Below are 13244 nucleotides of genomic sequence, written 5' to 3' on the forward strand. Positions count from 1 at the left end.
CCAAAAAATCCGCTATCACCTTGATAAACAAAACGTTCAAGTCTGGAGGTTTGTATGCCTTATGAAAATGACAGAGTGCAAAGTGAAAATGACAAATTTATTGCAGATTCTTCCGGTGAGTATATTAGCCTTAATGAGTTTACTTCAATTTCTGATGTTCCCGAGGATGATCTTCTGGCGCAAGAAACTGAAAGGCTGAGTAGCATCATAATAGATATTGAAGAAACCAATGACCTTATAGCTTTCTCCTCTGGTACATCACCAGGCAATAAAAAAAACTTATCAAGTATGGTTAAAGCGTTAATCGCAATTTGTGGCGCAGGTGCTGTAGGAACCTTTATCTATAATTTATTTAATCGCTCCCCTCAGCGTATGGATTTTCTCTCGACACTGAGTCCAGCAGATCGTCAGCAGGCAACCGATCTTATCGAGAATATAACGCAATTTAACGCCATGAACAGTTCTTCTGCACCGGAGATAATGACAACGAAAGAAACGTTATTACACTTGCTGATCGGTTCCTCGATTGCCAAATACCCTGAAGAATTAGGAGCGACAGAAAAGTTGACCAGTGCACAGCTAGCCAATAATTCAATACCTTACGCTCTGTCGACACCAATAGCAACGTCACTACTGGCGACCACAAAAAAACCGATAGTCACTGCAGACTCACGGCAAACAACCTCCTCGCCCGATACAAATGAGATGTTTGCTCCCCTGCTCGATAAGCAGGAAATGGAGGATATTTATCAGCTCGAACAGAAACCGCATGCCCGGCATACTCGTGATGCCAACCCACATTCAGTGGCAGCAAAACCTGGTAGTGGATATGTTGGTTATACACAGGCGATAAAGCTTCTTTTTCTTGATAAATTATCCTCTGAAAATCATGCTCAATACACGAATTTTCTCGCACCTTACTCTGATGATTTCTTTGAACATTATTTCGAATTTAGCAAAAATAGACTAAGCCTTCCCACATTAACAGTACACTTATATAATGTTTTTAATAAAATCTTCATTAAAAATTTCACATCAAAATCAACATCAATGAACAGTGAAGATTTTTTTGTACTACACGCGCTTCTCAATTTATCTCAGGCGTTAAAAAACAAAATCAATCCCGAATACAGCAATATTAAGTTTATAAATTTTTGGGAAGATAATAAAAAGGAGGCTGATATTCCCTCTCTTTATAAATATCTTAACTGGATGAGCCCTTTACCTTCCAGACCATTAGAAGAAAATTTGTACTCAGAAATAATAGATATCCAGGGTAACCTGGACGACAAAATAAAATCAGCAAACAGTAACAACCGCATAAATAAAATACCAAAACTAATCAAGCTAAATACAGATACTATAGCAAAAATCAGATCAGTATTGAACGAACGCAATGGCGTCAAACGTAGTGACATGAGATCAAAGCCAATAATTGGAATAAATAAAGTAAGTGGTCAATCTTCTGAGTTTTTACTGAAGACACAAAAAGAACTACAAATGGAAAATAACCACCTCAATGCTGAATTAAGAAATTTGGAAAAACATTCGAAACTAACAAAAAACACTTATCCTTCAGATAAAATAGAAGAATTACAAAAAACAAAATCTCACCTGGATTTAATCTATCATTCGAGATTTCAAAAAGAAAAGGCACAGAATAACAACCCCACATACAACATTCACGCTCATATGGCCGAATTAATTCCCTCAATGATTCTGGAAATATGTGTCAATCATGACCTTCCGAGTCCTCTGGATAACACCACATACTTACCGTTTGAATTTAACGAGAATACAATTGATTTCGCAAAACAATATTTTTATTCTATCCATCGAGATCTAATTTATTATGACTATGCTCTTAGCATGATCAAACAACAACCATCAATGCTATCCACAATCAGAAAAAACAAACAGAACAATCATGTGGATATTTACACTGCACGACAATCTGCAATAAATCTTCTTGAACCTATAGTAAAAAAAGATTTTTCACTTTCATCATCAGAATCCAGTGCGAAACTGGTCGATTTACTGATGAATGATGATGATTATTATAGCAGACTTTATTTAATTATCGCCGCAACATTATATCGACATATAACAAGAGGTCAGCTCGCTTCCTCACCTGAAGATTTTAATATTCAAAGAATTATAGATATCTATCTTCAGGAGAGCTACGATCTTAACAAGATAAACAATCTAAGAAAAGAGCCGGATAACTTCACATCACTTAGCGAACTAAAAAGCAACCTTCACTTCGAATCACAAATAGAGTACAATAAGCAATTCTCAGATTATAAAAGTCAATCTTCTATATTTGAAGCGGAAACAATTGCCCGCAACCTAATAAATTCGGCGACAATTCATAATCTTAAAGGCATTCAGAATATTGAATCGCTTTATTCCTCCCCCATTCAGGCAATCCGTTACAGATTTACGTCAGCACCGGGAGGATTAACCCTTCTTCAATTTGCAGATGATAATTGGTTAGTTATTTCCTCCTACAATGGGAACTTTGTTGCAAAAACGTTCACGGATACCGGAATGGGATCATCTGATGCAATGTTTGCTATTCTTAAAAAACCGCGAGAAATGCAAGGTAGCAAAATGGATACCAGCGGATTTAGGACTGATAGCGATGGTTATGTTATTCCGGATCGTTTCTATCCAAACATAAACAATAAAAATAAATCAGAGCAAAATAAAATAGATGCTTTCTTATCCAGATTACATAATACTAAAATAAAGGATGCGGCAGTAACCACAAATCCCAGAAAAGATATTAGCCGCTCAACGAAGACCAGCAGTTATGACATCATCATAAAAAACTTAGACCAGGACCTCCAAAGTCATGCCGAGGCGCTGAAAAAGACACTTGATTACTCAGGCTTATTACATAAAATAGCTACATACATTGTTCCTTTCTATGACGTCATTTACAAATCAGCTACCGATGAGGAATATCAACTTAATGCTGATGATATTGTTTCTATTGTATTTGATGCCGTAGATATCGTCATCACGGTCGTATCTGCAGGTATATCTCTGAGCGCATCAATAAGCAAGGCCATCACCGAATCGACTGTTCGCCTGAGCAAATCGGGGTTAACCAAACAGGCGTTAAAAAAAGCGGTGCTAAAAGATTTAATAACTAGTAAAGTTATTAGCAAAAATGCGTTCTCTGCTCTTGCGCATTTCGCAGATGATATTATAAACCCCGTACCTTACCAGGGCATTCATCATTTGTTTAAAAAGCCAGCCGCTTTGAACTTAAGTAAACAGTTTAAATCTGCAGGTCAAGACACACCATTAGCTGATTTTATTTTAAGAGGAGGTGGCGATTTCAGCTTCGGCTTGAGGAGTAGCTTTGTTGACACAATGACATGGAATGAATTTAAAGTACCCAAGCCTCGCGATCTTGTCAAAAGTGACAACACCGGAAAATTTAAAAATGTTTACTCGTTAAAAAACAATCCTGAGCAACTCTTTATTAAGAACAAGAGTAACTATTTCCCGGTCAAATACGATGATGTATTCGATACCTGGCGTGTGCAATCACCCAGCCATCTGGATAGTTATCAACACTCTTTCCCCATTGAAAGACAAGGAGAGAAATGGATACCAGCACAGCATGTAAACCTATCTACTCCCAGCCAAAAACATCATATAAAAAACAACGACGTATTTACTGATGAGGCGACGAAACGATTAGGTGAAAACAGTGTCAGCAAAGCAACCATTAAGGATGAATTACATCAGACAACCGGATCCGATAAAAACTTCCTCTATTTCAATGACGACATGGATATGTATATAAAAAATAATAATGAATATTATGATTTCGAATACCTGGCTCCCGATCAGGATGTTGCTTTTATTGGCAAGCGAGGTGAAAAAAGACTAGCGGTTATTTATAATCGTAACAAACAAAAATTCGACATCATCAACAGCTATTGGGATGATGGTAGCGAAGTGATCACCAAGGGGAGCCAGGGGAACATCTCAAAAACACTCAGTTATGACAAAGACACCCGGCTTTACACTTTAAAAACCGATTCAGAAGATATTTTTCTTGAGTACGATGAAATGCGCAATGCACTCAAAAAATCGTATGTTACTGGCGTAACCCGACTGGAGGGTAACGTCTGGAGAAAAGAGTATGATGACTTCTTCATTTACGAGGGGGGTTCTACAAATTCCCGGCTGGTTATCGATGGACATGGAGGGGAGACAGATACTTATCTGACATCTGAATTTAACATTCCTGCTGGAAGTCAGGTTAACTTTTACGCGCCACACGGAAAACTGCTTCTGGCATCTGAAGATGCACTGGAGGACTTCGTTAAAAACAAATATGAGTACGCTCAGAGTCTGACGAGTGGGCAGAAAAGCCCGGATTACACGCTCACTTTTTTTGAGGATTCTGTGTCCTTCAGAGAAATAGCCCAGAGAAACAAAGCCAATGTCCTTCAGATTAAATCAGGACACTCCGTTCAGCTTTCTGAAGTCATGCATAAAATTACACAAACAACGGGGCGCTCTTACACTCAATTTGATATTGCCGTTTGCCGCCCGCGCAGTGGCCTCGGAAGTCTTCTCCCATCAGGGATCTATGAGGCAAGGAAGAAGAACTGATAGCAAGATAGTGTTAAAAAAAAGCCCGGGCGGTTGCCCGGGCCTGTGAAACAAGAGGCGATTTTCAAAGGACTCAGTAAAGGCGTATAACCCGGACAGCGTATCCCGTCAGGCCATCTGTGTATAATGTCGAATTTGTATGGCAGGCAGATGACGCCTTTACGCTCTTTTCATATCCTTCTGATGAATAAGTCATATCATATTCATATTGCATAAAACCCCCTCTGTGACCGATTATAAAAGACAAAAGGACTGAAAGGAGGCATCAATACGTGCAGCATCACCCGGTAAAATCATCCCGCATCGCCTCTATCGCCTACGACGACCCCACCAGCACGCTCGAAATCTGCTTCCGCGACAAGAGCACGCTACAGTTTCTCGGTGTCCCCGCCAGAATTTTTCGTGATTTTTTAATCGTGGTATCGAAAGGTCGGTTCTATGACGGCGTGATCAAAGGTAAGTTTCCCCAGCGGCGTATGCGCTAAACCCTGAAGTTAATTTCATAACCCATCCGTTTTTCTTCCGCTTTTTTATGGCTACAGTCTCTTCATGCTGAAAGGAGAGACCGCCATGAAAAAGAGTGAAGATTATCTCAATGAAATGAAACAGTTGTGGAAAGACGAACCGCAGGGATCGCGCCGCTGGCAGTTCTGGTATCTGACGCCTGCCCAGCGACTTGCCGTGCTGCGGGAGCTGCTTTGCCCCCTTAGCCCACCGGAAAACCAGCCGTGATAGTGTCTAATTTGTATACTAAGAACGGTTAATTACTACGCCGATCATTAAAAAAACCAATCACCAGGAACGAGTATAAAGTTTGAACAATGTGATTCAGATCATTATAAAGTGCACCTGTGACGGACATACATCATTACATTTAGTTATATCTTGCTGGCAGCTTTGGTGTCGAAGCTGCCAACTATTTTCCCCGACGACTCCCCGCTAAATCACACGACGCAGCTTCGCACGGCAAGACGGTGACGCAGCTTCAGCGCAATACTTCCCAGCACCAGCATCATCACCACCTCAACCAGCAGAAAAGCGATCAGCGCCCGGGAATAGTCCCCACCGCTGCGATGCACCAGGGTTAAAAACAGCGATCCGAGAATAGCCGGTCCCAGACCCAGCGTGGCCTGCTGCAGAGTGCTCAGAATCGCACTCGCCGCCCCGGCATCGTGAGCGCTGATATCGCGCATCCCGATGCGATAAAAACTATTCACAATCAACGCCTGGCCGTAGCCAATCAGCGCCGTGGAAGGAACCAGCGCCAGCGTAGTGGTCTTTGTGCCTAGCGCATAGAAGGTTGCGCTAAGCGCCAGCAGACCCACAATCTGCACCGTCAGACCCGTCAGCAAAATGCGCCCCATACTCAAACGCGCAATCAGCCTCGGGGCAAAGAGCGCAGAAATAAAGTAGGCCACGCCCAGCGCCACAAAACTATTCCCGGACTGCCACGGGGCCATCCCGAGCCCTGCCTGCATGGTCAGCGCCATACAGAACATAAACGCGGACCAGCCGCTAAAGAACAGCAGCGCAATCGCGAGACCAAAGCGAATGCTGGTGAGATTCAGCAGGCGCGGCGGGAGTAAGGGATGAGCGCCCCGCTGCTCCTTGCGCAGCGCGTTGATCCGCATCCAGGCCAGCAGCGGCAGCACGGCGATCAGTAACAACTGCAGCGTCCACGGCCAGTGTAGCTCCGGTCCCAGGGCCATCGGGAACAATAGGCAGCAAAGCACCAGCGCAAGGCTGACGGTGCCCTGCCAGTCAATGCGTGAGTGCGTCTCATGCCGGGTTTCAGGGACATAGCGCCGACTCAGGGCCAGCACCAGCAGACAGACTGGCACATTGATAAAAAAGGCGTTGCGCCAGCCGAGTCCGGCGATATCCGCGGATACCAGCCAGCCGCCGCCCATCTGGCCGACGATAAACGCAATCCCGCCGATCCCGCCGTAAAGGCTGATAGCCCGGGCATGTGCAGTTCCTTTCAGGGTGACATGCAGCGTGGCGAGAATTTGCGGGACGATCAGCGCTGCGCCTGCCCCCTGTAGCGTTCGCGCCGCCAGCAGGCCATTAATCGAATCCGCCATGCCGCAGAGTAAGGAGGCCAGACCAAAGATGGCCACGCCCCACATAAACAGGCGACGGCGGCCATAGTTATCGCCAAGTTTACTGCCCATTGCCAGACAGACAGCGAAGGCAACGCCGTAGAGCGCCACGATCAGCTCCAGTTGCGTAGTGCCCGCTCCCAGCGACTGGGTGATTGAATCCAGCGCCACGTTGGTTATTGAGGTGTCAATCAGCGGCAGCATCTGGCCAGTCAACAGCAGTAGCAAACCGGCACGGCCAGGTGAATTAATCGACGAGTTCATTGGATCTCTCCATTGCATCATAAGTGAGTTGGCCGTAGCATCTGCGATAAATTAAACCGGTACCAGTTCTTGCTTATACTGGTACTGGCACTACCCTGCTGGAGGTCATATGACGGTAATGCAGCAACCTGAAGCTCTGGTCATCGCGCCCGATAACAGTCGTAAACAGCTTGGTGCGTTTCTGCGTTCCCGGCGCGAAAGTCTCGATCCCCAACGCCTGGGGCTGCCGCGCGTGGGCCGACGCCGCACGCCGGGCCTGCGCCGTGAAGAGGTTGCGATGCTGGCGGAAGTGGGCGTCACCTGGTACACCTGGCTTGAACAGGGTCGCGAAGTGAATCCGTCGGAGAGCGTGCTGCTCAACGTGGCAAATGCGCTGCAGTGCAGCCCGCTGGAGACGCGCCACCTTTTTGTGCTGGCGGGCCTTACGCCGCCGGAAACGTATCAGGGGATGGTCTGCGAAGGTATCAGCCCCGGCACCCGACAAATGCTCGACAGCCTGATGCCGCAGCCGGCCAGCATTCAGAGGCCAAACTTTGATATCGTGGCCTGGAATGACAGTTTTTGCCGTCTGATGGGCGTGGATTTTACGGCGATTCCTGAAGAAGATCGTAACTGCATCTATCTCTATCTGACCTGCGAAGCCTGGCGTTCCCGTATTGCAACCCCCACCGTTTTACCAACGTTCGTCTCTTATTTTCGTGCGGCGATGGCGGAGCACCGCGGCGATCCGGCGTGGGAAAATAAACTGGCGCGCTTTTTCGCCGCCTCACCTGAGTTTGAAAACCTGTGGCACCAGCAGTACGACGTGCGCGGCGTGGAGAATCAGGTGAAACATTTCAACCACCCGCAGCTGGGGCATTTCACGCTGCAGCAGATGTACTGGTATTCCGCGCCGCGCAACGGTTCTCGCCTGTTGGTTTATCTCCCGATGGATGACGCGGGAAGAGAGGCGCTGGCGTGGCTGGATAAACAGGGAGACGCATAAAACGTGCTGGTATTCGTCGCCGTAATCCGTACCATACGCCCATACTTTAAACGCGTTAGAGATTGCGACCAGGCATAGCGCGTCAGCAGTACTCCATTTGTCAGCCGGATAATAGTTAAATGCAAGATAATCAAACAGTTAATCAGAAAGAAAAGTACAACCTCAACAAATTGCAGAAGCGACTGCGCCGCAACGTCGGCGAAGCGATTGCTGACTTCAATATGATTGAAGAAGGCGACCGCATTATGGTCTGCCTGTCCGGCGGCAAAGACAGCTATACCATGCTGGAGATCCTGCGCAATTTGCAGCAGAGCGCCCCGGTGAATTTTTCGCTGGTTGCGGTTAACCTCGACCAGAAACAGCCTGGTTTCCCGGAGCATATCCTTCCCGCCTACCTCGAAGAGCAGGGCGTGGAGTATAAGATTGTCGAAGAGAATACCTACGGCATCGTGAAGGATAAAATTCCGGAAGGCAAAACCACCTGCTCGCTCTGTTCACGCCTGCGTCGCGGCATTCTGTACCGTACGGCAACCGAGCTGGGCGCGACCAAAATCGCCCTCGGCCACCACCGGGACGATATTCTGCAGACCCTGTTCCTGAATATGTTCTACGGCGGCAAAATGAAAGGCATGCCGCCGAAGCTGATGAGCGATGACGGTCAGCATGTGGTTATCCGCCCGCTGGCCTACTGCCGCGAGAAAGATATCGAGCGCTTCGCCGAAGCCAGAGGCTACCCGATTATTCCGTGTAACCTGTGCGGCTCCCAGCCGAACCTACAGCGTCAGGTGATCGGCGATATGCTCCGTGACTGGGATAAACGCTATCCTGGCCGTATCGAAACCATGTTCAGCGCCATGCAGAACGTGGTGCCATCCCATCTGTGCGACGGTGAGATGTTCGATTTCAAAAGCATTCGCCACGGTTCGGAAGTGGTCGACGGCGGCGATCTGGCCTTTGATCGGGAAGAGATCCCGATGCAGCCTGCCGGCTGGCAGCCGGAAGAGGACGATGCGTCTCTGGATACGCTGCGTCTCGACATCGTCGAAGTGAAGTAACCGCTCTGCCCGCTCAGGCGTTCTGCCTGAGCGGTTCCCCTGCTCTACACCCGCGATAGTTTATACGGCACCTCTTCCGGAGGCGGGTCGGGCTGCGGCTGAGGCTGGGGCGGACGTGGGTCGGGTATCGGCGGGGGATCGCCCGGGAAGGGATCGCCTGGAATGGTTTGACAGTGGATAACAGCGTTCATATGGGCCTCCTCAGATTGGGTTCCACCCTATTAAGGGTAGAAGCCTGGCTGCTGAAGGCAAAAAAAAGCCGACTATGCTAAGTCGGCGTCGTACGAATCAATTGTGCTATGCAGTAATTCAAAAAAGGAAGTAAGACAATATGGAGCGCAACGCCCATCGCTTGACGTTGCATTCACCTGCGAGAGAGAGTTTGCCGCGATTGGGCAAATCGTTTCTTGACCTCGCTCAATGATTCTGGCGTTTTTATGTTCATTTTCTGTTAAAAACGTTATTTTTTACAGCCATTTACTGCGATGTAACCACCAGGTAACACCTCCAATCAATACCACCAACATGACGCAGAAAATGGTAAAGCCCAGATGCCAGCCCCCGCCAGGGATACCTCCAAGGTTGACCCCAAAGAGGCCGGTCAGGAAAGTGCTGGGTAAAAAGACCATTGCCATCAGCGACATGTTGTAGGTCCGACGGCTCAGAGACTCCTGCATCATCTGGGCAATTTCATCGGTCATCACGCCGGTACGCGCAATGCAGGAGTCGATCTCATCCAGCCCGCGCCCCAGTCGGTCGGCGATATCCTGCATTCTGCGGCGCTGATCGTCACTCATCCACGGGAAACGTTCGCTGGCAAGACGCGCATATACATCGCGCTGGGGAGCCATATAGCGGCGCATCACTATCAGCTGCTTACGCAGCAGGGCCAGAAAGCCACGCGGGGGAAATTGCTGATCGAGCAGATTATCTTCGAGATCGATAATCCGGTCGTGAAGCTGTTCGATAAATTCGCTGGCGTGATCGGTCAGGCCGTCGCAGACATCCACCAGCCAGCCTCCGGCATCCGTCGGCCCGGTGCCCTGCTGCAAATCGTTAACCAGGTCATCCAGCGCCAGCACCTTACGCTGCCGCGTGGAGATAATCATCCGCTCGTCCATATAGACGCGCATCGCCACCAACTGGTCCGGGCGCTCATCGGTGCTGCCATTAATACAGCGCAGCGTCAGTAGCGTGCCGTCTCCCATGCGGGTGACGCGCGGCCGGGAGCTTTCCCCCGCCAGCGCATCGCGCACGTTATTCGGCAACAGCGGGGTGTCATTCAACCACTGGGCGCTTTCCGGCTGGGTGTAATTAAGATGAAGCCAGCAGGGATGCTGCGCATCAATCACGGTTTCATCCGTGAGCGGCTCCACGCCCCCTTTGCCATCCAGTGCCCAGGCGTAAACGGCATCCGGTACCTTAACATCCGTTCCTTTAATCGCTTCCACAGCGCCTCCACAAGGCTTTCTTCACTTTCGGTTAGTCTAGACGTCAGCCATCACAATTGCATCCTTCATGTGCATCCATCATGCTGAATTAACTCATAAATCAGCCGCCAATTCCCCGCACAAATTTAAGGGTAAAGAATCGCAACCGCGTGCCGTTAATATCGGGTGAACAGTTAGTTAAATTTCAGGTCTTCAGGAGTACGCCAGTGGCCAGTATTAAGCCGGTAAAGACGTTTGATTCACGGCTGGCGGCCACGCGCAATCTGGCCATCAAGAAGAGCATCGTCTGGTTTTTGTGGGTCAATATTCTCTTTTCGACCTTTATTCTCGGCCGGGCATGGTTCGCGCCGCCGATGGCACCGGTGGTGCCGATGCAGCCTCACGGGCTGCTGGAAACCATGATGGTGCTGGTGCTGACACTGTCCTCCAGCGTCCTGTTTATTCTTAGAAATGCCCCGCTGCAGGATGCGCCATGGCTCAGCACGATGGCGCGCATCTGCGTACCCATTATTGGCCTTAGCTGGGGCGTGGTGTTCTGCGTTCTGATCGCCAGCGGCGATCTGTGGATCATCTTCCCTTTCGCCGCCCTGCTGCTGTTTACCGCCCTGCTCTCGCTCTATTTCGATCCCAACGTGCTGCTCAGCTTTATCGTCCCCCTGTGGCTGATGATTTTTGTCGCCTCGCTGGTCTATGCAGCCAATCTGACGGTGCTGAACAGCATGATGTGGCTGCTGCTGGCCGGGCTACTGGAGTCGGGCCGCCGGGCGCTTAACGGCTGGTTTCTGCTGGCGCTGCAGCGGGAGCAGGAGAATAGCGTGCTGATCCATGAGCTGGGCAGGCTGGCCCATCGGGATCCGCTGACCGGCCTGGCCAATCGCCGGGGGTTTGAAAAACGGCTGGGGGACGAGATCCTGCGCAGCCAGCTGCTGCGTGAGAGTTTTGTCCTGATTATGCTCGATGTTGATCACTTCAAACGCTACAACGACCATTACGGACATCCGGCCGGGGATCGCTGTCTGGTGGCGATTGCGCAGGTGCTGAAGCGGGTGGCAGAACACGTGAAGGGCACCGCCGGGCGTTTTGGTGGAGAGGAGTTTGTGATGCTGCTTCCAACGGGTGATGAGTCCCAGGTCATGGAAGCGATCCAGGCCATTACCGACGGACTCTCGGCGGAGAATATTCCCCATCTGTATTCGCCCGTTTTACCGCGTATCACGGTCAGCCAGGGCATCGCGCGCTGGCTGCCGGGCATGGATGCACAGATGTTACTCACCAGCGCCGACAATGCCCTGTATCAGGCCAAGGCGCGGGGACGGAATGGCTGGGTTAATGCCACATTGCCAACCCAGCACGCCGTGCTCTACGCAAAATAAAGCCCGTGCAGGGGCACGGGCATCATCACTGCCAGCATAAGATCAGAACGAGTGCCAGTAGTCGCCCTGGGCGCTCGCCAGCGGCGCAGCCGGTTTGCGAACCGGAGCGGTTGCAACGTTCTGCACCTCATTCTGGCTCAGGCGGAACCCTTTGGTGCGATTTTCCAGTTCAGTCACCCGCTGCTTCAGCACGTCTGACGAACCCGCCAGCTCTTCCACTACCGTCACATTGCTCTGGGTCACTTTTTCCAGTTCGGAAAGGGCAATAGTAATCTGGTCTATGCCTTTTTCCTGCTCGTGAGTGGAGGCCGAGATCTGATCCATCAGATGACTGACCAGGCCCGCGCCGGAAACAATTTCCTGCATGTTCTTCTCCGCTTCGGCCACGATAGTCGCGCCCTGATTAACGTTATCACTGGTCACGCTAATCAGCTGCTTGATGTTTTTCGCCGCCTCGGCGCTGCGGTGCGCAAGGTTACGCACTTCTTCAGCCACTACGGAGAAGCCTTTACCGTGATCCCCCGCACGCGCTGCCTCAACGGCGGCATTTAGCGCCAGAATATTGGTCTGGAAGGCGATACCGTCGATCATGGCGATAATCTCCGTCATCTGACGGGCGCAGTCGGTAATCGACTGCATATTGGTCGCCACCTCGCCCATCAGATCCCCACCCTTACGCGCGCTGCCTACCGCCTCACTGGCGCGATCGTTGGCCTGACGGGTATTATCCGCATTGTTTTTGGTACTGGCAGCCATCTGTTCCATACTGGCCGCGGTTTGGATCAGCGACGCCGACTGCTGCTCCGTCTTCACCGACAGCTCGGCGCTCCGTGCGGCCAGCTGCTCGGAAAGGCTCATTGCCGTATGGGATGATGCCCTGATTTCACCGACCAGCGTGGCTATATTGCTGGAAAGCTTATTAATTCCGGGGATCAGACGTCCGGCACAGTTATTGCCGAAGTCAGGAATAGTAATGGAGAGGTCGCCGGATATTACCGCATCGATACTGGCTTTTACCGTATTGATCGGCGATACCAGATAGCGGGTCATATAAAGCCACAATAAAAAAATCGATCCAGCCCAGAGAATATTGAGTGTTAACAATAAAGTGCTACTTGCCGATAAAGTGACTGCCAATATATCCGCCAGTAAAAACACCAAAAGTAAAAACACCAATATAACTGTTCTGACGCTAGTATTTTTAAGCATAATCAGCCCTGCCGCTACATTATTCACGATGGTGTGCAGGAGTGTTATAGCACCGCCCTTTGGCTATTACATGCTTATTTTAATGCAAATCAATGTTCGCCGTTTATGGCGATACGTTTACCTTTGGATAGCACAACAAACCACATCAAAGATAAAAACCAGCT

The 13244-nt window shown here is 49.4% G+C and carries 10 protein-coding genes; 6 read left to right on the plus strand and 4 right to left on the minus strand.

Annotated elements, in window-relative coordinates:
* Positions 1-54: 54 nt before the first annotated feature.
* The 3 genes from EDF81_RS03730 (at position 55) to EDF81_RS03740 (ending at position 5373) form a co-directional block, all read left to right on the plus strand.
* Complete coding sequence (locus EDF81_RS03730) at positions 55-4641, plus strand: putative adhesin (protein ID WP_123346376.1); 4587 nt, start codon at positions 55-57, stop codon at positions 4639-4641.
* 272 nt (positions 4642-4913) lie between these two features.
* Positions 4914-5126 carry a KTSC domain-containing protein gene (locus EDF81_RS03735; protein ID WP_123346378.1) on the plus strand — a complete coding sequence of 71 codons (213 nt, stop codon included), beginning with the start codon at positions 4914-4916 and terminating at the stop codon, positions 5124-5126.
* Between the two features lie 85 nt (positions 5127-5211).
* Complete coding sequence (locus EDF81_RS03740) at positions 5212-5373, plus strand: hypothetical protein (RefSeq protein ID WP_184999457.1); 162 nt, start codon at positions 5212-5214, stop codon at positions 5371-5373.
* A gap of 212 nt (positions 5374-5585) precedes the next feature.
* Here EDF81_RS03740 and EDF81_RS03745 read toward each other — a convergent pair whose 3' ends face one another.
* The gene (locus EDF81_RS03745; RefSeq protein WP_123346382.1) at positions 5586-7007 is read right to left on the minus strand and encodes an MFS transporter; all 1422 of its coding nucleotides are present in this window, start codon (positions 7005-7007) and stop codon (positions 5586-5588) included.
* Positions 7008-7116: 109 nt separating this feature from the next.
* On the opposite strand from EDF81_RS03745, the gene EDF81_RS03750 reads away from it, so the two are divergent.
* Together EDF81_RS03750 and ttcA are read left to right on the plus strand one after the other, a co-directional pair.
* Entirely contained in the window at positions 7117-7992 is an 876-nt protein-coding gene (locus EDF81_RS03750) for a helix-turn-helix transcriptional regulator (RefSeq protein ID WP_184999458.1), read from the plus strand.
* A 119-nt stretch (positions 7993-8111) separates the two neighbouring features.
* Positions 8112-9047 (plus strand): tRNA 2-thiocytidine(32) synthetase TtcA, encoded by a 936-nt coding sequence (ttcA, locus tag EDF81_RS03755; RefSeq protein ID WP_123346384.1) that lies wholly within the window; start codon positions 8112-8114, stop codon positions 9045-9047.
* A 44-nt stretch (positions 9048-9091) separates the two neighbouring features.
* Here the strand turns inward: ttcA and EDF81_RS24020 are convergent, their stop codons facing one another.
* Positions 9092-9238 (minus strand): hypothetical protein, encoded by a 147-nt coding sequence (locus tag EDF81_RS24020; protein WP_184999459.1) that lies wholly within the window; start codon positions 9236-9238, stop codon positions 9092-9094.
* A gap of 276 nt (positions 9239-9514) precedes the next feature.
* Positions 9515-10498, minus strand: coding sequence for a zinc transporter ZntB (gene zntB, locus EDF81_RS03760; RefSeq protein WP_123346386.1), 984 nt, complete (start codon positions 10496-10498; stop codon positions 9515-9517).
* Between the two features lie 206 nt (positions 10499-10704).
* On the opposite strand from zntB, the gene EDF81_RS03765 reads away from it, so the two are divergent.
* Positions 10705-11871: a GGDEF domain-containing protein gene (locus EDF81_RS03765; protein WP_123346388.1), complete on the plus strand. Its 1167-nt coding sequence runs from the start codon at positions 10705-10707 to the stop codon at positions 11869-11871.
* A 42-nt stretch (positions 11872-11913) separates the two neighbouring features.
* Here EDF81_RS03765 and EDF81_RS03770 read toward each other — a convergent pair whose 3' ends face one another.
* Complete coding sequence (locus EDF81_RS03770) at positions 11914-13080, minus strand: methyl-accepting chemotaxis protein (RefSeq protein ID WP_123346390.1); 1167 nt, start codon at positions 13078-13080, stop codon at positions 11914-11916.
* Positions 13081-13244 lie beyond the last annotated feature (164 nt).

Source organism: Enterobacter sp. BIGb0383, assembly GCF_003751845.1.
GTDB lineage: Bacteria > Pseudomonadota > Gammaproteobacteria > Enterobacterales > Enterobacteriaceae > BIGb0383.